21 protein-coding genes are annotated in these 21,916 nt (G+C 70.5%); 14 read left to right on the top strand and 7 right to left on the bottom strand.

The features are described 5' to 3' along the window. Window positions 1-138 precede the first annotated feature (138 nt). The 5 genes from F8M74_RS00840 (at window position 139) to F8M74_RS00820 (ending at window position 6,160) form a co-directional block, all read left to right on the top strand. Window positions 139-942 carry a protein phosphatase 2C domain-containing protein gene (locus tag F8M74_RS00840; RefSeq protein ID WP_141256587.1) on the top strand — a complete coding sequence of 268 codons (804 nt, stop codon included), beginning with the start codon at window positions 139-141 and terminating at the stop codon, window positions 940-942. A gap of 4 nt (window positions 943-946) precedes the next feature. After that, window positions 947-2,824 carry a hypothetical protein gene (locus F8M74_RS00835; RefSeq protein ID WP_171410185.1) on the top strand — a complete coding sequence of 626 codons (1,878 nt, stop codon included), beginning with the start codon at window positions 947-949 and terminating at the stop codon, window positions 2,822-2,824. Between the two features lie 58 nt (window positions 2,825-2,882). Continuing rightward, a complete protein-coding gene (locus F8M74_RS00830; protein ID WP_141256589.1) occupies window positions 2,883-3,947 on the top strand; it encodes a nicotinamidase in 1,065 nt (354 codons plus the stop codon). Window positions 3,948-4,054: 107 nt separating this feature from the next. Continuing rightward, complete coding sequence (locus F8M74_RS00825; RefSeq protein WP_171410186.1) at window positions 4,055-4,852, top strand: hypothetical protein; 798 nt, start codon at window positions 4,055-4,057, stop codon at window positions 4,850-4,852. Window positions 4,853-4,966: 114 nt separating this feature from the next. After that, on the top strand, window positions 4,967-6,160 hold the full coding sequence (locus F8M74_RS00820) for a glycosyltransferase (protein WP_141256591.1): 1,194 nt from the start codon (window positions 4,967-4,969) through the stop codon (window positions 6,158-6,160). On the opposite strand, the gene F8M74_RS00815 is transcribed toward F8M74_RS00820, so the two are convergent. Then, window positions 6,091-7,332 (bottom strand): glycosyltransferase family 4 protein, encoded by a 1,242-nt coding sequence (locus F8M74_RS00815; protein ID WP_141256592.1) that lies wholly within the window; start codon window positions 7,330-7,332, stop codon window positions 6,091-6,093. The two genes, F8M74_RS00820 and F8M74_RS00815, sit on opposite strands and share 70 nt — an antisense overlap. Before the next feature lie 114 nt (window positions 7,333-7,446). Here F8M74_RS00815 and F8M74_RS00810 point away from each other — a divergent pair, with 114 nt between their 5' ends. From F8M74_RS00810 to F8M74_RS00795, 4 genes are read left to right on the top strand one after another with little or no spacing between them, the layout of a single operon-like run. After that, the gene (locus tag F8M74_RS00810) at window positions 7,447-8,361 is read left to right on the top strand and encodes a hypothetical protein (RefSeq protein ID WP_228559578.1); all 915 of its coding nucleotides are present in this window, start codon (window positions 7,447-7,449) and stop codon (window positions 8,359-8,361) included. Next, entirely contained in the window at window positions 8,358-9,056 is a 699-nt protein-coding gene (locus F8M74_RS00805) for a hypothetical protein (protein WP_141256594.1), read from the top strand. The genes F8M74_RS00810 and F8M74_RS00805 overlap by 4 nt, the downstream gene beginning before the upstream one ends. After that, window positions 9,053-9,412, top strand: coding sequence for a hypothetical protein (locus F8M74_RS00800; protein WP_141256595.1), 360 nt, complete (start codon window positions 9,053-9,055; stop codon window positions 9,410-9,412). The genes F8M74_RS00805 and F8M74_RS00800 overlap by 4 nt, the downstream gene beginning before the upstream one ends. A 1-nt stretch (window position 9,413) precedes the next feature. Then, a complete protein-coding gene (locus F8M74_RS00795; RefSeq protein ID WP_141256596.1) occupies window positions 9,414-10,472 on the top strand; it encodes a hypothetical protein in 1,059 nt (352 codons plus the stop codon). On the opposite strand, the gene F8M74_RS00790 is transcribed toward F8M74_RS00795, so the two are convergent. Then, window positions 10,462-10,845 (bottom strand): serine/threonine protein kinase, encoded by a 384-nt coding sequence (locus tag F8M74_RS00790; RefSeq protein ID WP_163783216.1) that lies wholly within the window; start codon window positions 10,843-10,845, stop codon window positions 10,462-10,464. The two genes, F8M74_RS00795 and F8M74_RS00790, sit on opposite strands and share 11 nt — an antisense overlap. Window positions 10,846-11,119: 274 nt before the next feature. On the opposite strand from F8M74_RS00790, the gene F8M74_RS00785 reads away from it, so the two are divergent. Then, a complete protein-coding gene (locus F8M74_RS00785) occupies window positions 11,120-12,580 on the top strand; it encodes a HAMP domain-containing sensor histidine kinase (protein ID WP_141256605.1) in 1,461 nt (486 codons plus the stop codon). Window positions 12,581-12,702: 122 nt separating this feature from the next. Continuing rightward, complete coding sequence (locus tag F8M74_RS00780) at window positions 12,703-13,308, top strand: hypothetical protein (protein ID WP_141256598.1); 606 nt, start codon at window positions 12,703-12,705, stop codon at window positions 13,306-13,308. 13 nt (window positions 13,309-13,321) lie between these two features. Here F8M74_RS00780 and F8M74_RS00775 read toward each other — a convergent pair whose 3' ends face one another. The 4 genes from F8M74_RS00775 to F8M74_RS00760 form a co-directional block, all read right to left on the bottom strand. Further along, window positions 13,322-13,687: a response regulator gene (locus F8M74_RS00775; RefSeq protein ID WP_141256599.1), complete on the bottom strand. Its 366-nt coding sequence runs from the start codon at window positions 13,685-13,687 to the stop codon at window positions 13,322-13,324. Continuing rightward, on the bottom strand, window positions 13,684-14,367 hold the full coding sequence (locus F8M74_RS00770) for a PEGA domain-containing protein (RefSeq protein WP_163884308.1): 684 nt from the start codon (window positions 14,365-14,367) through the stop codon (window positions 13,684-13,686). The genes F8M74_RS00775 and F8M74_RS00770 overlap by 4 nt, the downstream gene beginning before the upstream one ends. A gap of 26 nt (window positions 14,368-14,393) precedes the next feature. Next, complete coding sequence (locus F8M74_RS00765) at window positions 14,394-15,917, bottom strand: GspE/PulE family protein (protein ID WP_225909631.1); 1,524 nt, start codon at window positions 15,915-15,917, stop codon at window positions 14,394-14,396. Window positions 15,918-16,051: 134 nt separating this feature from the next. Continuing rightward, window positions 16,052-16,348 carry a hypothetical protein gene (locus F8M74_RS00760; protein ID WP_011557094.1) on the bottom strand — a complete coding sequence of 99 codons (297 nt, stop codon included), beginning with the start codon at window positions 16,346-16,348 and terminating at the stop codon, window positions 16,052-16,054. Window positions 16,349-16,747: 399 nt separating this feature from the next. Between F8M74_RS00760 and F8M74_RS00750 the strand changes: the two genes are divergently transcribed. After that, a complete protein-coding gene (locus F8M74_RS00750; RefSeq protein WP_141253660.1) occupies window positions 16,748-18,241 on the top strand; it encodes an SGNH/GDSL hydrolase family protein in 1,494 nt (497 codons plus the stop codon). Beyond that, a complete protein-coding gene (locus tag F8M74_RS00745; protein ID WP_141253661.1) occupies window positions 18,238-20,463 on the top strand; it encodes a serine hydrolase in 2,226 nt (741 codons plus the stop codon). The genes F8M74_RS00750 and F8M74_RS00745 overlap by 4 nt, the downstream gene beginning before the upstream one ends. Window positions 20,464-20,501: 38 nt before the next feature. Here the strand turns inward: F8M74_RS00745 and F8M74_RS00740 are convergent, their stop codons facing one another. Next, a complete protein-coding gene (locus F8M74_RS00740) occupies window positions 20,502-20,939 on the bottom strand; it encodes an energy transducer TonB (RefSeq protein ID WP_141253662.1) in 438 nt (145 codons plus the stop codon). Window positions 20,940-21,032: 93 nt separating this feature from the next. On the opposite strand from F8M74_RS00740, the gene F8M74_RS00735 reads away from it, so the two are divergent. Further along, the gene (locus F8M74_RS00735; RefSeq protein ID WP_141253663.1) at window positions 21,033-21,908 is read left to right on the top strand and encodes a YIP1 family protein; all 876 of its coding nucleotides are present in this window, start codon (window positions 21,033-21,035) and stop codon (window positions 21,906-21,908) included. Window positions 21,909-21,916: the final 8 nt, after the last annotated feature.

Genomic DNA, 21,916 nt, shown 5'->3' with positions numbered 1-21,916 from the left:
CGTGTCATTGAGACACGAACATGGGCGCAACCCAGGTTCGTGAGAGGCCGCTGCCCGTGGGGTGTCCACTGGCTGAAGCGCGCCGCCGTATCGCCGCCTGTCTCGCCGCACGTGCCCTTTCAGGGCCACGGGAGAGCCATGTCCGCGCTGCCCTTCGACATCGCCGCTGCCTCGGTGCTGGGCCGGGAGCACGCCCGAGCGGGTCGCAACAACCAGGATGCGCTGTGCATCCGCGCCAGTGAGCATGGCCTGGTGGCCGTGGTGACGGATGGCTGTGGCAGCCAGCCCTGCAGTGAGCTGGGCGCACAGTTGGGCGCGCGCAGGTTGGCGCGGGCCGCGCTGGTGCGGCTCGCGGAGGGGGAACGCGTGGATGAGCCCACCTTCCTCCCAGGCCTTCGTGAGGACGTGTTGTGTCTGCTCAGTGAGCTCCGGGCGGACCTGGGGCGGGAGGTGATGGGGGACTTCCTCTTCACCGTGGTGGGAGCGGTTGTGACGCCCTCGCTGACGCTCGTCTTCTCCGCGGGGGACGGCGTGTGGGCGCTCAATGGCGAGGTGCATCCACTCGGGCCGTTTCCGGGGAACGCGCCTCCCTATCTCGCCTATGCGTTGATGCACGGAGAGGACGTTTCGCTGACCACGCGGGCCCTGGTGCCCACGGAGGACGTCCACGCGCTGCTGCTGGGCACCGACGGTGTGGCGGACCTGGAGCGGCTGGCCACCACGCGCATTCCGGCAGGGGACGAACTCGTCGGGCCGCTGTCACGGCTCTGGACGGAGGATCGGTACTTCGCCAACCCGGATGCCCTGCGCCGCCGGTTGGCCTTGCTCAACCGAGAAGCCGTGCGCGCGGACTTCGCCTCCCAGCAACTGTCGCGAACTCCGGGCCTGCTGCCGGATGACACCACGCTGGTGGTGCTGCGCCGCCGCATGGGGAGGGCGTGAGGCCATGGACGTCTGGCTCGAAGGCAAGAAGGTGCGGCTGAACCCCGCGCGAGCGCTGGGCAAGGGCGGCGAGGCGGACGTGTTCGACCTGGGGGATGGCCGCGCTCTCAAGGTGTTCAAGCCACCCGAGCATCCCGACTACACGGGCCTGCCCGCGGAACAGGCCGCGGCGCGCGTCCGGTTGGACGAGCACCAACGCAAGCTACGCGTCTTCCCGGCAGGATTGCCCGGCCGGGTGGTGGTGCCCCAGGCCTTGGCGACGGACAAGAAGGCGCGCGAGGTCCTGGGCTACGCCATGCGCAAGCTGGACGGCGTGGAGCCCTTGCGGCGCTTCGGAGAGCCGTCGTTCCGCAGGGCAGGCGCGGCGTCCGGGCGGGTGGTGGACCTGCTGCGCGAGCTGCATCGGACGCTCGACGCGGTGCATGCGTCGGGCGTGGTGGTGGGGGACTTCAACGACCTCAACGTGCTCGTGGCGGGGACGTCGGAGGCGTACCTCATCGACGCGGACAGCTTCCAGTTCGGTGGGTTCCTCTGTCCGGTGTTCACGGAGCGCTTCCTCGACCCGCTGCGGCTCGGGAGCACGGGCACGCAAGGGTTGGTACCCAGCCGCCCCGCTTCCATCGAGAGTGATTGGTATGCCTATGCCGTCGCGGTGATGCAGTCGCTGCTGTGCGTGGGGCCGCACGGAGGCATCTACAAGCCCAGGAGCGCGGCCGCTCGGACGACGTCCGCGGGCCGGGTGCTCCAACGCATCACCGTGTTCCATCCGGAAGTGCAGTATCCAAAGCCCGCGCTGCCGCTGACGACCTTGCCGGACGACGTGCTGCACCACCTGCACCGCGTCTTCGTGGAGGACCTTCGCGGCGTCTTTCCGTATCCGCTGCTGGAGGGGCTGCGCTTCACCCCCTGCGCGTCGTGCGGCGTGGAGCATGCGCGAGCGGCCTGCCCGACGTGTCAGCCCCACGCCACCGCGACCGCGACGCCGGTGACGTCGGTCCGAGGTCAGGTGACGGCGACGCGGTTGTTCTCCACGCGAGGCGTGCTGGTGCACGCGAGCAACGAGGCGGGCATCCTTCGCTGGCTCTACCACGCGGAAGGCGCGTACCGGCGCGAGGACGGACGCGTGGTGCTTCGCGGGGCGCTGGACCCGTCGCTGCGCTGGGCATTGCAAGGGGACGTGACGCTGGTGGGCCGGGGCGGTGAGGTGGCGGTGCTGGCGCCCGGTCGGCCCCCGGACCGCATGGGCGTGGATGCGCCGGAGGGCCAGTCCGCCTTCGCCACCAACGCGCGGCACCGGTACTGGGCCGTGGGCGGCGGGCTGTGGCGGGACGGCGCATATGGGCCGGAGCGCGTGGGCGCGGTGCTCGAAGGACAGACGCGGCTCTTCGTGGGGCCACGCTTCGGGTTGGGCTTCCATCGCGCGGGCGGCCTGCGCGGCGCCTTCGTCTTCGATGCGGAGCGCCTGGGCTTGAAGGATGGACTGTCGCTCCCCTGGCCCACGGGAAAGCTCGTGGACGTGGACTGTGTCTTCGATGGGTCCTCCGCCTGGCTGTTCCTGGTGGATGAAGCCGGTGGGCGCACGCTGCATCACTGCGTGGTGGTGGGCCACGACGGGGCCGTGCGCGCGAGCGCGGTGGCGGAGGCCGGTGACGGCTCATGGCTGGGCAGCGCGCCACGTGGACGGTGCGCGGCGGGCGACGCGTTGTTCTGCGCCACCGATACGGGGCTCACCCGTGTGGAGCTTCGGCAGGGCCGCCTGGAGGCGGTGCGCGAGTTCCCGGATGCCGAGCCCTTCGTGGACGCGGGCTGCTCGCTCTTCCTCGTGCGGCAGGGGTTGGCGGTGGTGGGGCGGCAGGACGTCACCGTGCTGCGAATGAACTGAAGGGACGTTTCTCAACCGCGTGGAGCGGGTGCCTCCACGCCTCACAGGAGGTAGGTCGATGAAGACGCAAGTGAAGGCGCTTCCGCTTCCGAGGTTCTACGACGCGGCCCATGCCGGGCAGTTCGGATACAGCCCTGACGCGGGAAAGCTCCAGGTGGAGGCCCAGCGCTGGCGCGCGGCGAACGACGTCTCCATGTCGGCGACGGACGCGTTCAACCTGCACCTGTTGCTCATCGACGTGCAGAAGGACTTCTGCTTCCCGGAGGGCTCGCTCTACGTGGCGGGACGCAGCGGGCGCGGCGCCGTGGATGACAGCCGTCGCATCGCGGAGTTCATCTACAGCAACCTCGGCGCGCTGACGAACGTGACGGCGACGCTCGACACCCACTTCGCGTACCAGATTTTCTTCCCGTCCTTCTGGGTGGACCAGGACGACCAGCCGCTGACGCCGTACCGCGAGGTGACGCGCGAGCAGATTGAGCGTGGGCAGGCGCGGCCCAACCCCGCCATGGCGAAGTGGCTGTGCGGCGGCAACTACCCCTGGCTGCTCAAGCAGGTGAAGTACTACTGCGAGGAATTGGAGCGGGCGGGCAAGTACACGCTGTACCTGTGGCCGCCGCACTGCCTGCTGGGCAGCGACGGGCACGCGCTGGCGGGTGTGGTGCAGGAGGCGCGGCTGTTCCACTCCTTCGCGCGTGGCATGCAGTCGTGGGCGGAGGTGAAGGGGGGCAATCCGCTGACGGAGAACTACTCGGTGCTGCGCCCGGAGGTGCTGGGGCGGCATGACGGCCAGCCGCTGGCGCAGCGCAATACCCAGTTCATCAAGACGCTGCTGACCGCGGACGCGGTGGTGATTGCAGGGCAGGCGGCGAGCCACTGCGTGAAGAGCTCCATCGACGACCTGCTCGGGGAGATTGTCACGCAGGACGCGGCGCTGGCTCGCAAGGTGTACCTGCTGACGGACTGCATGTCGTCGGTGACGGTGCCGGACGGCAAGGGGGGCTTCGCGGCGGACTTCACCCCGCAGGCGGAGGCATCGCTGAAGCGCTTCGCGGACGCGGGGATGCACCTGGTGAAGTCCACGGACCCGCTGGCGAGCTGGCCGGACCTGCGCATCGCCTGAGCCTCGCGGCGCGAGGCGTGACGACACACCGCAATCGCTTCGTCTGCGCTCGCGGGCGCGGGACAGGCGGAGCCCTGCCCTCGGGAGAGGGAGAAGGAGCACGGGACATGAGCAGCAAGGCGAATGGCAGTGGCATCCGGAAGCTCTTCGATGACGCACACGCGGAGGGCGTGCTGAGTCCGGCGGGATTGCAGGCGCTGACGGTGGTGGACCTGGGCGCGCAGATTCAGGCGGGGCTCGGCGTCTGCGTGGAGGACGTGCAGTCCAGCGAGGTGGTGCTGGTGACGGTGATGCCGGATGACTCGGGGAGCATCGACTACTCCGGGCATTCGAAGACGGTGTGTGACGGGCACAACCTGGTGCTGGACGCGCTGCTGGCGAGCAAGCAGAAGGACGGCGTCCTCTTCCACACGCGCTACCTCAACGGGTTCGTGTTGAACCCGTATCGGCCGGTGGAGGACGTGGTGCGGATGCATGCCAGGAACTACCGGGCTGACCATGGCACTCCGCTGTACGACCAGTCGGTGGTGCTGCTGGGCACGGTGCTGGCGAAGGCGCAGGAGTTCAGCGCCAACGGCGTGCCGGTGCGGACAGTGACACTGTTGATTACGGATGGCTCGGACCAGCACTCGACGTCGGCGAAGGCAAAGGACGTGGCGGCGCTGGTGAATGACCTGAAGCGCGCGGAGAATCACATCGTCGCGGCGATGGGCATCAACGACGGGAGCACGGACTTCCGGCGCGTGTTCCGCGAGATGGGCATCGATGACAAGTGGATTCTCACGCCAGGGCAGAGCGCACAGGAGATTCGCGCGGCGTTCCAGGTGTTCAGCCAGTCCGCCGCGCGGGTGAGTCAGGGGGCCGCGAGCTTCAGCCGTACGGCGCTAGGGGGCTTCGGGCAGTGAGGGGGCACGCCCAGGGGGAGGTGGCCGTGCTCCTGGGCGTCTCACGCAAGACACCGGCTCCTGGCCCAGGTTGCCGGTGGCGATGGCGCGTGATGGAGGTAGCGTTGCGCGGCCATGTCCGACAGCCCGCGCGTCCTCCTCATCGCTGAACGCTTTCCTCCCGACATCGGCGGCCTGGCCCGCAGTGGCGCGCGCACCGCGGGCTCGCTGGTGAAGCTGGGCGCCCGGGTGGACGTGCTGGCCTGGACGCGCACGGCGGCGCCAGGCGCGCTCCAGACGGTGGAGGACGCCGGGGACGTCTCACCCTTCGCGCGTGGTGTGACGCTCCACCGGCTGGGGTTGTTCGGCAGCACGGACCTGTCCATGCAGCACACGCTCGACGTGCTCGGCTACCTGCACGCGAAGCAACGCTATGACCTGGTGTGGGGGCACTACCTGTCTCCGCCCGGGTTCCTCGCCGTCGCCTTCGCCGAGTCCGTGGGCATTGCCTCCACCGTCAGCGCCCGGGGCAACGACGTGGACCAGCTCATGTTCCCCCCGGGCGACTTCGCGCGCCTGCTGTGGACGCTGCAACGTGCCCGCGTCCTCACCGCGGCCTCCGCGGACCTGGGCCGGAAGATGTGCATGCTCCTGGGACGGGACGAAACCGTGGAGGTCATCCCCAACGCCGTCGACACCAGCATCTTCTCCCCCGGTCCCGCGGACCCGGCGCTCCGGGAGCGGTTGGGCATCGCGCCAGACGAAGCCGTGCTCGGCTTCTCCGGTGAGCTCCGGCACAAGAAGGGGCTGCCCTTCCTGCTCTCCGCCCTCACCGAGGTGCGCCGCGTCCGGCCCGCGTGTCTGCTCGTCATCGGCGAGGTGCGGCCGCGCGACGCCGAGCATCTGGTCGCCTTCCGCGCCGAGCATCCCGAGGACGCCGCGCGCATCCTCATCTCCGGGCCGCTGGACACACCGCAGGCCATCGCCGCGCACCTGCGCCTGTGTGACGTCTACCTCCAGCCGTCGCTGTGGGAAGGCATGCCCAATGCCTTGCTGGAGGCCATGGCCTGTGCCCGGCCCGTCATCGCCAGCGACGCTGGGGGCATCCCCGAGGCCGTGGACGCCGGACGCAACGGCTTCATCGTCTCCAAGGCCCTGCTCAATCACTTGGGGCAGGCGTGCCTGGATGTACTCTCCCTGCCGCTCGAACAGCGCGCCGCGATGGGTGCCGCCGCCCGTCAGCGCATCGAGGAGCGCTTTCAGGCGCACGCGGAGGCAGAGGTGCTCCGTCGCGTGCTGGCTCGCGCCATCCCGAGCCGCTCTTCGTAGGCGCTCACCAGGGCTTCACCCGCGCGGCTCCATGGGAAGTCGCGCTCCACTCGCGCCCGTGCCTTCGCGCTCATCGCTGGGCCCAGGGTGGGGTCCGCCCGCAGGGCCTTCACCGCTTCAGCAATCGCCTTCGCCGAGCCCGGCCGTATCAGCATCACCTCGTCCGGCGCGGCCAGGGTGCTCACCACGGGGAGGTTGCTGGCCACCACGGGCGTCCCGGTGGCCATGGCCTCCAGCAGCTTCAGTGGGCAGCAGCCCTGCACGCAGTTGCGGTCGTTGACGGGCAGGGGCACCAGCACCACGTCGCAGGCATGGTGCAGCGCTGCCAGCTCCGCCTGGGGCAGGGGCTCCAGCAACTCCACGGTGCCCTCCAGCAGCAGGTCACCGCACCGGTCCATCAGCGCCCGCCGTGTGTGCCGGCGCAGCGGTCCCACCAGCGTCAGCACGGTGGGCATGTCCCGCCGCAGCAACCGGCAGGCCTCGATGGCATGGTGCACGCCCTGCCAGGACGTCATCGTCCCGCTGTACAGCAGCCGCACGGGACGCCCGGGCTCCAGAGGGCGCGGCGGCGCGTACCGGAACACCTCCAGGTCGGCGCCGTTCGGAATCACCCGCACCCGCGAGGCGTCCACGCCCCGTGTCGTCACGAGGTACTCCGCCGTCACCGTGCTCGGGGTCACCACCAGGTCCGCGCGCGAGAGACAGACGTCCTCCTGCGCCACCAGCTTGCGCAAGAGCTCCGCGTCATCCGCCACGTCCGGGTAGTGATACTTCAGCTCGATGGAAGGCAGGCCGTTCACCTCGAAGACGAGCGCATCCGTCAGCGCTTCCTTCCGGCAGGCGACGGGGTAGCCCTCGAAGATGGAGCGCACGTGCACGACGGAGGCTCGCGGTCTTTCGCGCCACCATGCCGCCAGGTGCGAGCGGAACGACAGGGCCTGGGCCATCAGGTCCTTCCCGCGTGATTCCAGCGGGTGGTACGTCACGCCCTCCACCAGCGCGAGCGGCCCGGTGGGCGCAGTGGGGTTGTCCCGGAGCGCGACCAGGTCGACTCGGCCAAAGGCCGCGCCCAGTGACTCCACGAAGGCCCGGATGTGCACCGCGGCGCCCTTGGGCGAAGGGAAGCGGTCGAACGACGCGTAGACGATGCCGGTGCCGGGATGGGGAGACACACTCGCGTTGCTAGCGCGGCTCGGCCGGGCCGGCAAACAGGAGGGTTTGACCCCTACTGCACGGGCCTTTACGCTTCCCCTTTCTTTCGTTCCGCCGAGGGGGCGCGACTCACCGTGGCATTCAACATCGACCGCTTCCGCGAGGAACGCGTCTACAGATGCACCGGCCCCATCCGGGAGTTGCGGGAAGACCTCGAGCGGCTGCGCCTCCTGGACATGGGTGTGGAGCAGTCGCGGCGGAAGTGGCGGAAGTCGGCCTGGGTGTGTCTGGCCGCCACCGTCGTCGTCTTCATCTACCGGATGACGCTGGATGAGGGGCTCGAGGACGCGCTCGCGCTGCGGCTCACCCTGTGGCCGGGCCTCGTGATGCTCGCGGGGACCGTGGGGTGCTTCGTCGTGTACCTTCGCTTCCGGCGCCTGGACCTGGAGAACCGGAGGTACACGCTGGCCTCTCAGGTCATCCATCGGCTGCGCCGTGACATCGGCCCTGATGCGTCGGTGAGGCTGGAGCTCGACTTCACGCCCGCGGACAGCTCGGAGAAGCTGCTCGGCAAGCACACCACGCCCAGCGGCTGGAAAGCGGAGAACTTCAGCGACCCGTGGTTCACCCTCCAGACGCGGCTGCTGGACGGCACGCACCTGCGCATCGCCATGGTGCAGCGGCTCATGAAGCGGTCGCGCACCCGGCGCAGCGCCAGCGGCAAGTACAAGACGAAGCACCGGCAGGACAGCTGGGCGTTGCTCCAGGTCCAATTGCGCGTGAAGGCGGCGCGTCACCAGGACCTGGCGCTGCTCGAGCCGGAGGCCCGTCAGGCGATGCGCCTGCCGGAGGACGTCGCCGTGGACAAGCTCCAGTTGGGCGAGGACCGGATGTTCCTGCGCACCCTCGTGGAGAAGGACTGGGATGCCGGGCCCAACGTCCAGGGGGACGCGGTGGATGCGCCGAAGACGGTGGTGATGATGCTGCTGAGCCTCTACCAGGTCCTCAACTCCTCCAGACAACTGCGTCAGCAGGCGAAGGCTTCGTGATGATGGGCATGGGCCGGTTCCTTCTCTGTTGTTCCCTGGTCGCGCTCACGGGCGCCGCCGGGTGCTCCAAGCCCGGTGACGTCGAGGCGCCGCAAGCCGTTCGCGCGCAGGAGGCCGCCGGCGCCCCCGTCGCCGCCGCGGACGTGAAGGGCCTCGAGGGCAAGCTCAAGTTCAAGGACGATGCCGACCGCGAGCGCTTCTCCCTCAAGCCGAAGGATGACGGCGCCAAGCTGGTGGATGGCGAGGAGCGCGAGCTGGCGCGTTACAAGTGGAAGGGCGCGTCGCTGAAGGTCTCCGGCCCGGATGACGTGGCGCTGGGATATGTCGTCGGCTCCGCGGGCGGGGCGCTCACCGTGCGGGACGGTGAGCAGCGGCAGGTGCTGTTCACGCTCGCGCGGCAGGGGCCGGGCTGGCGCCTCAACGACATGAAGGGCACGCTCCTGTACTCCGTGTGGCCGGAGGACGACGGTGCTCGCATCCAGGACGGCGCTGGCGCGGACGTGGCTCGTGTGAAGGTGCGCGAGGGAAAGGTCTCCCTGCGTGATGCGCAGGGGCGCACGTTGCTCGCCACCAAGTCGCTGCTGGCGGCGGAGGCCGCCGCGTGTCTCACTTTCGAGGCGCTGGAGCTGCCGCTGCGCATGGCGCTGCTCTTCCGCCTCCAGGCGCCGCCGTCCCAGGAGCTGGCCCAGCCATGAGTGGATTGGTCTGCCAGGAGAACGTGGGCTTCCTGTTCTCCCATGGCTGTGGGAGCCCCGCTGCCATGACGTGCATGCGGTGCGCGATGCCGCTGTGTGAGCAGCACGTGACGTCCGTGGGCGCGGAGATGCTCTGCGCGACGTGCGCGCGGCAACACGACGACTACACGGGGGACCGGAACGGCGTGGACGAGGACCACCCGAGCTACTACTACGACAACTACGGGTACTACGGCGCCGCCGCCTCGTCAGGGAGCGGCAGGGCCCACGACGCCAACGATTTCACCGAGGCTGACGGCGCGAGCCTCCGCCACGAGGACGACGCCTCCTTCGAGGAGGACATGGGCGGGAGCTGACATGGCTGGCCGCTGGCTCGTCTATGCGCTGGGAGGCGGCATGGGGCACCTGACCCGTGCCTCCGCGTTGGCTCGTGCGGCCTCGCGCCGAGGGCACGCCGTCGTCCTGCTCACCAACAGCCCGTTCGCGAGCGGGCTCCCACTGGAGGACGTGCTGGGCACCGGTGTCGAGGTGTTCCGGCTCAACCCCGCGCTGGGGCGCGAGGCCGTGGGCGAAGTGGTGGAGCAGTGCCTGGCGGACGTGCGCCCGGACCTGTTCGTCGTGGACACCTTTCCCCGGGGGCTCGGAGGCGAGCTGGTGCCGCTGCTGCCTTCCGTGCGCGCGCGCAAGGTGCTGATTCACCGCGACGTGAATCCCACGTACGTGAAGCAGTACGGCCTGGCGCGGGCGGTGGACGCGTTCGACCTGCTGCTCGTCCCAGGTGAGGCCGCGCCCTTTGCGAACCATCCTCGCGCCGTGAGGACCGCGCCCTGGCTGCTCCTGCGCGCCAGCGAGCTGCTGCCCCGTGACAAGGCCCGCGCGCGGCTGGGCGTGCCCGCGGAGGACACGCGCGCCCTGGTGGCGGTGATGGGCTGTGGCACCCCCGAGGAAGTGGGGGAGGCGGGGCACATCGCCGCCCGGCTGGACGCGATGCTGGGGCCAGAGGCCGTGGTCCGGTGGCTGGTGCCACCCGGAGTGGCGATGGATGTGCCCGCGCCGCGCGCGAAGCAGGGCAGGCGGGCTGGGGCTTCCCTGGAGGAGGGCCTGGCCCTGCGCATGTCCACGTGGCCCGCGCTGGCGGTGCTCCCCGGCGTGGACGTGCTCGTCGGCGCGGGCGGGTACAACACCGTGCAGGAGGCCCGTGTCACCGGAACGCCCTTCGTGGCGCTCGCGCGGCCCCGGCTCTACGACAGGCAGGCCCTGCGGCTGCGCCCCGAGGAGCGGGCGGGAACCGTGGAGGCGCTGGTGACGCGCGCCGCCGGGCTCGCTCGTGCCCGACCGGCTCGGAGCACGAGGCCCTACGTCAACGGGACGGACGACGCGGTGACGCTCATCGAGCGCACCGTCCTCAGTGCTTGAGGTCCTTGTGCCCCGGCGCCGGGTCGATGCCGTGCGCCATGATGAAGTGGTAGAGCGCCTGCGGGTCTTCCTTGGGCCCGCCCATGAGCTCCACCAGGAAGTGGCCCTGGGCGCCCGTGTCCGGGTCGGGGGCGACGTTCACCTCCGTCACCTCACGGCCGGGGATGACCAGCTCGCCCACCAGCACCTTTCCCTTGAGGACCTGCACGATGTGCTGGCGCTCCTCTTCCAGGAGGGCCCAGTGGAAGTCGTCGTGGTCATAGAGCATGGCGTCCACGGAGCCGCACCGCAGGATGCAGTGCGTGTGCTCCTGGAGCCAGCGCCAGAAGCCATCGAATTTCAAGGTGCGTACCGGCTGGGAGATGATGTCCATGGAGACCTCTCGCTCGTCGGCCAGGGCGCTTGCCGGCCACGTTTCGCCCCTCCCTAGCACGGCTGGCGCCATCCGGTGATGCCCCCTTTCGGGGAACGGGTCAGGCGTGCCCTCTTGCTGTCCGGTCCGCGAATCCCGTGGGCATTGGCTGTGTTGCTCCTCTCAGCAATGGGGGTGGCCCTCGTGTCTGGGAACCCCGTGAGGAGCGTGCGTGAAGGTCTCGTCGGGGCTGCCCCGTGTTCCAGATGGCCCTGGTTCCGCCCGGGGCGGCTCCATGAGTCTGCGCGCCTGGCTCGCCGCCACCATGGGGGTGCTGACGTTGATGACGTTGGCGGCCGCCGCCCTGCTCATCGCCCTGACGAGCGTGCTCGACCGCTCGGCCGCGACCTTGGGCGTCGCCGTCGAGGGCATCTGGGTGTCCGAGGAGCTGGAGGTGGGCCTGCTGGCGTACGACCGGATGGTCCGGGAAGGCCCCGTCAGGGTGCCCCGCGGCCCGGGCGGGTTGTCGCGGTTCGAGCTGGAGGCCTCGCTGTACCGGCAGATTGGGGTGCTGAGGCGCATCGCCTCGACGGATGCGGAGCGCGAGCGGCTCGACAATGTCCGCGAGGACGTGGACGTCTACTTCTCCGCTCAGCGGGACCTGGTGCGCGCGGAGCGGGAGGCGGGCCCGGCGCTGGTCGCCGCGTTGAATGGCCTGGAGGAGGTCATCTCCATCAACGTGAAGCGCGCGCGCGTGGCCCGCTTGGAAGCGGAGCGGTGGAACAACATGGCGGACTCCGTGGGCATGGTGCTCTGTGGCTTGCTGCTGTTGGGCGTGCTCGTCGTGAGCGTGCTGCTGCGGCGCGTGGCGCTCCAGCCGCTGCGGGACATCAGCCAGTCCATGCGCCGCTTCGGCGCGGGCTGCAGGCGTACCCGGGCCCCGGAGGCCGGGCCCACCGAGTTGCGGGACATGGCTCGCACGTTCAACGAGCTGGCCAACAGCCTGGCCCACCAGCAGGAGCAGCAGCTCGCGTTCCTCGCGGGCGTGGCGCACGAGCTGCGCAATCCGCTGTCCGCCCTCAAGTTGTCCACAGCCCTGTCGGACCGCAGCCGCGCCCAGCTCACGCCCGAGCGCATGGACCGCACCCTGTCCCTGGTAGGGCGGCAGGTGGAGCGGTTGGACCGCATGGTGGGCGACCTGCTCGACGCCACCCGCATCGAAGCCGGCAGGTTGGAGCTGCGCCCGGAGGTGCGGGACGCGCGTGAGCTGGCCCGCGAGGTGGTGGAGCTCTACCGCTCCGGCGACACCGGCCATGGCCTCCGTCTCAGCCTGCCGGGCGTGTCCGTGCCGGTTCTCGCGGACCCGGCCCGGCTGGAGCAGGTGCTCCACAACCTCGTCAGCAACGCGCTGAAGTACTCGCCGGCGGGCAGCACCGTGGAGGTGTCCGTGCGCCGCGAACAGGACACGGCTGTCCTGTGCGTGACGGACCAGGGCATCGGTATCTCCGAGGATGAGATGCGCCTGCTCTTCGCGCCCTTCCAGCGCGCCGGCAGCGCCCGTCAGCGCGCTCCGGGCGTGGGCCTGGGCCTGTCGGTGGCCCGGCGCATCGTCGAGGGGCATGGGGGCAGCATCGACGTGACGAGCCAGCCCGGCCATGGCTCCGTCTTCTGCGTGCGGCTGGCCGTGGCCACCGAGGCCGCCCGGCATGTCGAAGAAGACGCGGGGCTGACGTTCCCCCAGGCCCCGCCGCACTGAGGGGGCTGCCCCCAGGTTGGCGCGAAGCGTCGCATGGCGCGCGTCCGCGTGTAGACGGCGGATGCGTTCACGCAAGGCCCGACGTACCTTCGGGGTCCAACCTTCAGGAGTCGCCTGCCCTTATGAAGACCCCGCGCCGCGCCGCGCCGCTCGTCGCCCTCCTGGCCCTGGGAGGGCTGGGGGCGTGTGCCTCCCGCCAGCAGGCACCGACCGCCGCAGCGAAGCCCGAAGCCCCGCGGGCCGCCGAGCCTGTCATCCAGTCCATGGAAGGGGGCTTCTCCGTCGCGATTCCCGGGCCGGTGAGCGAGGAGCGCCGTTCGCAGGAGACGGATGTCGGCGCGGTGACACTCCACACCTTCATCGCCGTGCGGCCGGAGGCGGATACCGCCTACTACGTCTCCTATACGGACTTCCCCGCCGCCGCGGTGTCCCAGGCGGCCCCGCGTGACGTGGTGGCCCGGGCCAGTCACGGCGCGCTGGAGGCACTGGGCGCCACCGGGCTGTCCGCGAAGCCGCTGGTGCTGAGCGGCTTCCCGGGCTGGGAGGTGGAGGGCGTGTCCGGCCCCCGTCACCTGCGCGGCCGCTTCTTCCTGGTGGGGCCCCGGCTCTACCAGCAGCTCTTGCTGCACCCGGAAGGAAAGCCGCCCCAGGACGCGGACCGCTTCTTCGAGTCCTTCCAACTGGACCCGCAGGTGGCCGCGATGTTGACGGGTGAGCGGCGCTCCTGAGCGGGGCGCTGTGTCAGTGGCGGTGTTCGCCCACCGTGCTCAGCAGCACGTCCATGTCGAAGGGCTTCTTGAGGACGGTCCGCACGCCGGGCACCTGGCCGCGGCCGCTCGCCGTGACGAGGATGATGGGCAGCTCGGTCAAGCGCTGCTCCTGCTGGATTCGGCCGACGAACTCCTCGCCGTCCATGACGGGCATCATCAAGTCCAACAGGATGAGGCAGGGCCGCAGTGCGTTCGGTCCGGTCAGCAGCGCCAGGGCCTCCTGGCCGTTGGCGGCCTGGGCCACGGCGTAGCCTTCAAAGGACAGGATGTCCTGCACGGCCTCGCGGATGTCGGCGTCGTCATCCACGACCAGGACGATGTTGGTCGCGGTGCTCACGGCTTCGCGCTGCTCTTCCCCTTGCGCAGCTTTCCGAAGAGCTGGGTCATGGTGTCTTGCCGGCATGAGAGGGTGTGTTCCAGGGGGCTGTAGCCCCGGCGCGTGAGCTTCACCGTAACCGGCGCGTCTGTCACGCAGTCCAGTGAGACGGACAGCGGTGTGGTGCCTTCGGCCCGGCCATTCACGGACACGGACGCCCCGGAAGGTTCGGAATCGACCATGAGCAGGCTGGCGCCTTCCATGAACGCGCGCTGCTCACGGACCTCTCCCGGTTGGACGTCCGACGGCGGGTCGAAGTTCGGGGCCAGCGTCGTCTCGGGGCGGGTGGTGACCAGCTCCTCCTTCGTGAGGGGCGGCTGACCGGCGTCCCTCAGCGCGGGGAGCACGAGGATGCTGGCGGCGAGCAGGCCCGCGGCCGCGCCGCAGAGCCGGAGGACGGCGGCCAGCGGACTGGGCGGAGGCGGCGGTGGTGGTGGGGCGGGCACGTGCCGTCTGCGGGGCGTCTCCGCCACGTCGAGTCGGGGCTGGGCCCGGGGCGCCTCGTGAGGGTCGGCATCCCGAGGCGTCTGCGCCTGGAGGTGGGCCAGCTCCTCGGTGCGTCCCATCAGGGACTGGGACCAGGCATCGGGCTCCGTGGACGCATCTGGGAGCGTGCCGCGGGGATGGGGAGGGGTGTTCACGTGGGTCGCTTCCTTGGGAAGAGCGCTCAGCCGCCAACGACGCGGAACACTTCACGCAGGGACGTGTCGCCCGCCCGCGCGCGTTCGACGCCCGCGGCCAGCAGGGGCACCATGCCCTCCTGGACGGCAATCTCCTGGATGCGGGTGCTGGGCACCTTGGCGTTGACGGCGTCGCGGATGGCCTGGGAGATGACGAGCATCTCGTAGAGCGCGGTGCGCCCCAGGTAGCCGCTGCCCTCGCAGTGCTCGCACCCCACGGGGCCGAAGAAGTTCCCGCGCGCAATCCCGGCCGCGTCCAGCCGCACCGCCTCCTCGGGCGTCAGCGGCTGCGGCGCGCGGCAGTGCGGACAGAGGCCGCGCACCAGGCGCTGGGAGAGGGTGGCTGCCGTCGCGGAGGCGAGGAGGAAGGGCTCCACGCCCATGTCGATGAGGCGGTTGAACGCGCCCGCGGCGGAGTTGGCGTGGATGGTGCTGAGCAGCAGGTGGCCGCTGAGCCCCGCCTGGATGGCGGTGCGCGCCGTCTCCGAGTCGCGAATCTCGCCCACCATGATGACGTTGGGGTCCTGCCGCAGCACCGCGCGCAGGCCGTGCGCGAAGTTGAAGCCCTGCGCGGCGTTGACCTGCGTCTGCGCGAAGAGCGGGACGTCGAACTCGATGGGGTCCTCGATGGTGGCGATGCGCGTGAGCTCGCCGCGCGACTGCTGGATGTGGCCCAGCGAGGCATACAGCGACGTCGTCTTGCCGCTGCCAGTGGCGCCCGCCACCAGGATGAGGCCCTGTGGCAGCGCGAGCAGCTCCTGGTACTTCGTGAGCAGCGCTTCGGGGAAGCCGAGCGCCGGAAGCTGGGGCAGCCGCACGCCGGTGCGGGCGATGCGCAGCGCCACCGCGGGGCCGTGGTTGGTGGGCAGGATGGAGACGCGGATGTCCGCGGGCCCGTCCTGCGTGGTCCAGGGGAAGTGCCCGTCCTGGGGCTTGTCCAGGTCGTACAGCGGCAGCTTCGCGAGCACCTTCACGCGGTTGATGAGGCGCGAGTGGTGCTCGCGTGGGAAGGAGAGGACCTCCTCCAGCACGCCGTGCATGCGGAAGGCGATGCGCGTTCCCGCCTCCAGGGGGTGGATGTGGATGTCGCTGGCGCCCAGGCGGATGGCGCCATCCATCAACAGGTTCTTGAAGCCGATGATGTCCGGGTCTGGCTTCGCGGCGATGCGGCGCAGCCGCTGCCCCAGGTCCACGAGCAGCGTCCTGACGGCGGTGGCCGTGTCGGGGGTGAGGACCTCCAGCGGGGAGAGGCTGGGGCCCGCCGGCGGTGGCTTCGACGGCGCCGGGCGGTGCCGCGCGCGGCGGGCCACCACGCCGGAGGCGTAGCTCAGCCCGAAGGCCAGGGCCACGCTCCCGGCGAGCAGCGGCGACATCGCGGCTTGAAGGTAGCGCCCGCCTTCCTGGAGCAGCGTGGCGGCCTCCAGTGAGGAGTGCCGGTAGGCCCACACGCCCGCACCGCCGAGCACCGCGATGACGGCGAGGGTCCACAGCAGGCTCGCGACTCGATTCATCAGCGGAGTCATCAGGCGCCGCACGCTACCACTGGGGTTGGCGCACCCTCAAAACGACCTGTGAGGATGATGTCGGACCGCGGAGGTCAGGACGGGTGGGAACGTCCTGACCCCCTGGAAACCCCGTGAAGGGCTCAGCTCTCGGCTTCTTCCGAGGCCTTGTCCGTCTGCTGCTGGCCGCACGCGGGCGCGGCCTTGTCGGACGCCTTCTTGTCGCTCGCGGAGGCCTGCGGGTCGTTCTTCGCGCAGTCACCGAGGCACGGAGCGCCCGCGAGCCCACACCGGGAGGGCTGGCCGTTATCCGTGCAGACCCTGTTGCAGGGCACGTTGCAGCCGCAGGCCTCGTAGCATTCCTGCGCCTGCGCGCCAGGGGCAAAGGTGAGCGAGAACAGGAAGGCGGTGCCCGCGAGGAACTTCGTCAGCGTGTTCATGATTGCTCCTGTGGAAGACAGCCACGTCGCGGCTCTCCATGAGCCGCGAATCCAGGTGTACCGACACAGGGTGATGGGAGCGTGACAGGCCCGCGCGGGCCTCAGCGGTCCTCGAACATCGCCTGGATGACGCGCCAGGCCAGCTCGACCTCACGGCCCGAGCGCAGGGAGAGGAAGTCGCATGGGGTATCTCGGTCGCAAGTGAAGGGAGGATGTTCGGGGCTTGACCTTGCATTTGCGCCGGGCTGTTTCTCCCGCAACTTCCGTTGACTCACAGGCATCCACTCCACCGCTGCCAGGAACGCGGAGTGTGGGCGCTGGGGCTGCTCCTCCAGCAGGCGGGGAGACGCCGGCCGGGAACATGCGCACGCAGGGGCTTTCGTCTACGCTGCCGACTACATGACGCATTCGGAAGTCGGGCGGAGCGGCTGGCGGACCTGGTTCCCGGTCCTGCTCGGTGGCCTGTTGACCGCCTGTGACATCGGGTCCTCGCCTCGCGCCGCCACACCCCCTGCTTCCGCGCCAGAGGCACCGGTCGCGCGCCCCGCTGAACCGCCGCGGCCGTCCCCCGCGCCAGAGGTTCGCCGGCGGATGCCTGTCCGTCCCGAACGGGTCGCCGAGGTCCAGGCCCTGGCCGAGAAGCTGGGGGCACTCGGTGCGAAGGTGGAAGACCCCTGCGTGGCACCCCTGGGGAACGGCTGCGCGCGCACGGCGCTGGCGCCCTTTTTCACCTCGCTGGATGCGTTGTCCGCGGGCACGGAGACGCGCCCCGTGGTCATCGAGGCCTTTGGCAATTCGCTGATTGCCGGGGACCGCATCGTGGACGTCCTGCGCGACGACCTGGCCACGGCGTTCGGAAGCGCGGGCCGGGGCGTGTTGCTCGTGGACCGCATGGCTCCCTACGGCGGGCGAGGCCGCACCAGCGCCAGCAGCAGTGGCTGGCAGCCGCGCACCCTGGGCGAGCTGCGCGCGCCTCCGCACGCCTTCGGTATCACCGGCGTGTATCACGTGGCCACGAACGCCAAGGCCCGCAGCCGCTTCAAGCTGGATGGCGAGCCGCGCGGCACGCTGTGGTGGCTGGACGTGCCAGGCGCTGGCGCGGTCAGCCTCTCCAGTGGCGGCAAGGTGCTGGCACGGACCGAGCCCACGGGAAGCGGCTTGTCGCGCGCCACCCACTTCGAGCTGCCCGAGGACGCACAGACGCTGGACGTGGTGGCCGAGGGACAGGGCGCGGTGGTGCAGGGCGTGGTGTTGCAGCACTCGCGGCCCGGCATCGTCCTGGACACGCTGGGCGTGCCTTCGTCGGACGCAAGCCTCTATGCACGCATCGACGGCGCCACGCTCACGTCCCAACTCGCGGAGCGTTCGCCCCAGTTGCTCGTCTTCTTCCTGGGAGGCAACGAGTCCAAGCGCATCGAATGGAAGCGCCTGGACATGGAGAAGCTGCGCACGGACCTGCGGGCGCTGCTCCGCCGCGCGCGGGAGGCGGCGCCCGGGAGCGCGTGTCTGCTGGTGGGGCCCATGGACGCGGTGAAGGGGCCCGGCGTGAAGGCTCAGGCGCTGACGCAGCGTTCCTCGCTGGAGGCGGTCAACGCCGCCGAGCGGGAGGTCGCGCTCGCCGAAGGGTGTGCCTTCTTCGACTTCTACGCCGCCATGGGCGGAAAGGGGGCGCTCGCGCGCTTCCATGCGTCCGGTTACATGCATGACGACCTGGTGCATCCGCGCGGCGCGGGGTTGGACGTGCTGGGGCACCTGGTCACCGACGCGCTGCTGCGCGCCTATGTGGAGACGCCGCCGCCCGCGCGGGGTGTCGCGGCGGTGATGCCCACGCCTTCGGGGGCGGGAGCCGCGCCCACCGGGGTGTCCGAGCCCAGTGCGGAGGCCACGCCATGAGACTTGCGTTCGCCCGGTATGGGGCCGCGGTGCTCCTGGGGCTCGCGGGGCCCGTGTCCCTGGCGGCGCCTCGGGCCTCGCTGGGGATGGTGTGTGAGCCCGCCAGCCTCGACGCCGAGCAGTCCCCTCGGGCCTTCTCCGAGGAAGTGCGCGGCGCCCTGGACGCGGTCGTCCGCGCCGAGCTGGCACAGGGGCCCGTCGCGGGTCTGTCCGTGGGCGTGACACGCGGCGCGGAGCGCTGGGTGTGTGCCTATGGCCTTCGCGACGTGGGCCGCAAGCTGCCCGCGACGCCGCGCACCACGTACCGCATGGCGTCCGTCACCAAGTCCTTCACGGCGGTGGCGGTGCTGCAGTTGGTGGAGCAGGGGAAGCTGAGCCTGGACGCGGACATCTCCACCCTGGTGCCGACCTATCCGGCCAAGCAGTGGCCCGTCACGGTGCGGGACCTGCTGGGCCACGTGAGCGGCGTGCCCACCTATGACGGGGTGGCGTCCACCCGCAACGTGAAGGCGGTGAGCACGGAGGCGGCCATCGCCGCCTTCGCGGGCAAGCCGCTCGCCTTCGAGCCGCGCACCCGCTACCTGTACACGACGTGGGGCTACAACCTGCTGGGCGCGGCGGTGGAGACGGCCTCCGGCCAGTCCTACCGCGACTACCTGCGCGAGCACGTCTTCAAGCCCGCGGGCATGCCGAACGCGGACCTGGACATCACCGCCACGCGCGATGAGCACCAGGCCAAGGGCTACCGCATCCAGGGTGCGGCGCTGAAGCCGTCGCGCTTCCTCGACGTGTCCAGCCGCTTCGCCGGTGGTGGCACCCGCGCCACGGTGGGGGACATGCTGGGCTTCGGCCGCGCCGTGCTGTCGCACACCCTGGTGTCGCGCGAGACGATGGGCCGCATGCAGACGTCCATGTCCACCCTCGACGGGCGCCTCACCGACTACGGCATGGGCTTCGCGACGTATCCGCTGCGCGGCCACTACGTGGTGGCCCACGCGGGCGGCCAGCCCGAGACGACCACGCTGCTGATGATGCTCCCCGCCGAGGACACGGTGATTGCCCTGGCCTCCAACGTGGAGGGCGAGGCGCGGCGCATGCGCCGGCTGTCCATCCGTTTGATGGAGCAGGTGTTGGAAGAGGGCAACACCCGCCGCGATGCCTACGTGGCGGACCCGGTGGACGCGGTGGTGCACGAAGGGCTCAGCCGCGTCGCCAGCTATGGGCTGTCCTATCACCAGTGGGCCACGCGAGGCCCGGGCGTGCTGCCGGAGGAGACGGACCTGCCCGGTGCTTTCGCCCAGGTGTCCGCGATGCTGAACCGGAAGGAGATTGGCCGGGACACCCGGGCGGCGCTGGAGCGCGTCCGAAGCGGTCATGACCCACGTCTGCGCGCCCTCTTCATCCGCGTGGGCGCGCACATGGCCCGCACGTTGGAGAAGGTCCACGGTGCGGCTCGGCTGAAGGCCTACGTAGTCGAAGGACCGCTGGCGTTCTTCGAGGATTACCTGGCCGCTTGTGACGCGAAGCAGGTTCCAGAGGCGGAGCGCATCGGCGAGCCGTTGCGCGCGGACGTGCTCCGTCTGGCCGCGAGCTGGAAGCGCGCGCAGTTGCCCGGGCTCCAGCGCCTGCGCCTGGACGAGGAGAAGAACCCGGAGGCGCACTGGGCCGCGCTGCGCAAGTCCGTCACCGCGTCGCCGGGGCTCCATCCGGATTACTCAGACGAGTTGCTGCGCATCGCGGAGGGCTTCGCCTGGCGCAAGCAGCCCGCGGCGCGGCGGCGCTGGTTGGAGCGGGCCGTGGAACTGCACCCCCGGGGCCTGGATGCGCGCTGGGCCCTGGCCGAGGCGTTGCTCGCGGCGAGCCCGGAGGAGGCCGTGCTGCCGCATCTGCGTGAGGCCGCGGCCACGCCGCAGGGCACGCTGGCGCTCGCGCCTCGGAACTTCCTGAAGCGCCTCTCCAACGCGGAGTCCACCGCGGTGGCGGCGGGCCTGCTGCGCGCGGGCGTGGCGCTGCATCCGGATGCGCCCGAATTGTGGGATGCGTTGGCGAAGCGGGAGCAGTCCCTGGGCCGGAAGGCGGCGGCCACCGCGGCCCTGCGTGAGGCGAAGCGGGCGCGCGAGGCGCCCAGGCCGGAAGCCGCGCCGGCGCCCTCCGTCCCCGAGGTGCCGGGCGCCAGCGGCCCCGTGCCGGATGACCACGGGCTGGTTCCCGCGGGGAAGTGAGCGTCACTGCCGGAGCCCGTGACTCCGGCGGAGGCGGCTCAGTTCTCCGGCCGTGGCGTCAGCTTGCCGGACATGGTGCAGGTCGTCGCGATGGGCTTGTCCTTGTAGAGGGCCGGCTTGAAGCGCCACTGCTTGATGGTCTCCCGGTTCTTCGCGTCCAGGCCCACTCCGGGCTTGAGCATCTGGCAGTCGGTGGCCGTCCCGTCGAGATGGAAGGTGCACCTGATCTGATAGGTGGTCGCCTTGGTGCGGGTGAGCCGCGAGGGGGCGAACTGGAGATCCTCTCCCTTGATTCGCTCGGGGCGCATCGGCGGGTTGCCGCAGGGGATGGGCGTGCCGCGGTCCATGTTCTTCTCGACGGCCTCCAGGTTGCGCTGGAATTCGGCTTCGACTGCTGCCTTGTCCTGCGTCGCGGGCTCGGCGGCCAGGGCGGGCGCGGACAGCAGGAGGAGGGAGACGAGTCCGGGCATGTGCATGGTCTCTCCTTTAAGCGTGAGTGGGGTGGGGCGAAAGCGTGATGCCGACACCCTGACTTCCCGGCGGGCACCCATGCGAGGATGAGGGCACGTATGCGCATCCCGTGTCCCCGTTGTCAGGCCTTCGCCGTCCCAGGCGCGCAGAGCTGCGCGTGGTGCGGCGCGTCTCTTCTGCAGGAGGCCACGCCAGGCTCCGCGGACCCCGTGTGCGCCGTCCACCCGGAGCTGCTCAGCCTGCATGCGTGTGGCCGGTGCGGCAGCTTCGCGTGCGCGCAGTGCCTGCGGAAGGGGCCCTGGGACGAACTCCTGTGCGCCGCGTGTCATGACCGCGTGCCCGCGGATGCCCTGCCGTGGGACCGGCGCGATGAGCTGGGGACACTGCGGGCGTACTGGCAGACCTGTGTGGCGGTGATGCTGCGTCCCTCGGCCACCTTCGCGCGCGCGCGGCCGGAGGGTTCGGTGGGTAGCTCCCTGGGCTTCGTGGCGCTGTCCAACCTGGCCGGCTCCTTCACCACGGCGCTCTTCTACCTGGCCCTCCTCTTCGCCATCCCGCGTGAGATGATGGATGGAGACAACGTCTCCCAGAGCGGGTTCCGGCTGGCCGGGGTCGGGCTGTTCGGGGCGATGATGGTGATGGTGCCCTTCATCGGCATGCTCGTCGCGCTCTTCAACTCCGCGCTGGACCACCTCGTGTTCCGGATGGAGGGCACCGGTCAGCCCTTCGAGGTCACCCTGCGCGCCAATGCCCTGTCGCTGTCGCCCTACCTGATGGGGCTGATTCCCTTCTGTGGAATGTATGGCGCGCCCTTCTGGGCCCTGGGGCTGCGCATCTACGCGTACCGGAGCCTGCACCGCACGGGCTGGAGCACCGCGGCGGTGGCAGCCCTGGCGGTGCCGCTGCTCTCCTGTGGTCTGTTCTTCGCTGCCTACGCGGTGATTGCGGTCGTGGGCGCCAGCATCGGCAGGTAGTTCGCCGC

The sequence above is a fragment of the Myxococcus sp. CA023 genome (assembly GCF_010998615.1).
Classification (GTDB): Bacteria; Myxococcota; Myxococcia; order Myxococcales; family Myxococcaceae; genus Myxococcus.
This window is presented reverse-complemented; position numbering and strand designations above follow the sequence as displayed.

What these genes read in the sequence shown, in the direction of transcription:
- F8M74_RS00780 (WP_141256598.1), top strand. Translation starts at nt 12,703, where the DNA reads ATGAAGACCCCGCGCCGCGCCGCGCCGCTCGTCGCCCTCCTGGCCCTG.
- F8M74_RS00835 (WP_171410185.1), top strand. Translation starts at nt 947, where the DNA reads ATGGACGTCTGGCTCGAAGGCAAGAAGGTGCGGCTGAACCCCGCGCGA.
- F8M74_RS00745 (WP_141253661.1), top strand. Translation starts at nt 18,238, where the DNA reads ATGAGACTTGCGTTCGCCCGGTATGGGGCCGCGGTGCTCCTGGGGCTC.
- F8M74_RS00735 (WP_141253663.1), top strand. Translation starts at nt 21,033, where the DNA reads ATGCGCATCCCGTGTCCCCGTTGTCAGGCCTTCGCCGTCCCAGGCGCG.
- F8M74_RS00750 (WP_141253660.1), top strand. Translation starts at nt 16,748, where the DNA reads ATGACGCATTCGGAAGTCGGGCGGAGCGGCTGGCGGACCTGGTTCCCG.
- F8M74_RS00740 (WP_141253662.1), bottom strand. Translation starts at nt 20,939, where the DNA reads ATGCACATGCCCGGACTCGTCTCCCTCCTCCTGCTGTCCGCGCCCGCC.
- F8M74_RS00765 (WP_225909631.1), bottom strand. Translation starts at nt 15,917, where the DNA reads ATGAATCGAGTCGCGAGCCTGCTGTGGACCCTCGCCGTCATCGCGGTG.
- F8M74_RS00795 (WP_141256596.1), top strand. Translation starts at nt 9,414, where the DNA reads ATGGCTGGCCGCTGGCTCGTCTATGCGCTGGGAGGCGGCATGGGGCAC.
- F8M74_RS00785 (WP_141256605.1), top strand. Translation starts at nt 11,120, where the DNA reads ATGAGTCTGCGCGCCTGGCTCGCCGCCACCATGGGGGTGCTGACGTTG.
- F8M74_RS00820 (WP_141256591.1), top strand. Translation starts at nt 4,967, where the DNA reads ATGTCCGACAGCCCGCGCGTCCTCCTCATCGCTGAACGCTTTCCTCCC.
- F8M74_RS00790 (WP_163783216.1), bottom strand. Translation starts at nt 10,845, where the DNA reads ATGGACATCATCTCCCAGCCGGTACGCACCTTGAAATTCGATGGCTTC.
- F8M74_RS00825 (WP_171410186.1), top strand. Translation starts at nt 4,055, where the DNA reads ATGAGCAGCAAGGCGAATGGCAGTGGCATCCGGAAGCTCTTCGATGAC.
- F8M74_RS00840 (WP_141256587.1), top strand. Translation starts at nt 139, where the DNA reads ATGTCCGCGCTGCCCTTCGACATCGCCGCTGCCTCGGTGCTGGGCCGG.
- F8M74_RS00830 (WP_141256589.1), top strand. Translation starts at nt 2,883, where the DNA reads ATGAAGACGCAAGTGAAGGCGCTTCCGCTTCCGAGGTTCTACGACGCG.
- F8M74_RS00800 (WP_141256595.1), top strand. Translation starts at nt 9,053, where the DNA reads ATGAGTGGATTGGTCTGCCAGGAGAACGTGGGCTTCCTGTTCTCCCAT.
- F8M74_RS00760 (WP_011557094.1), bottom strand. Translation starts at nt 16,348, where the DNA reads ATGAACACGCTGACGAAGTTCCTCGCGGGCACCGCCTTCCTGTTCTCG.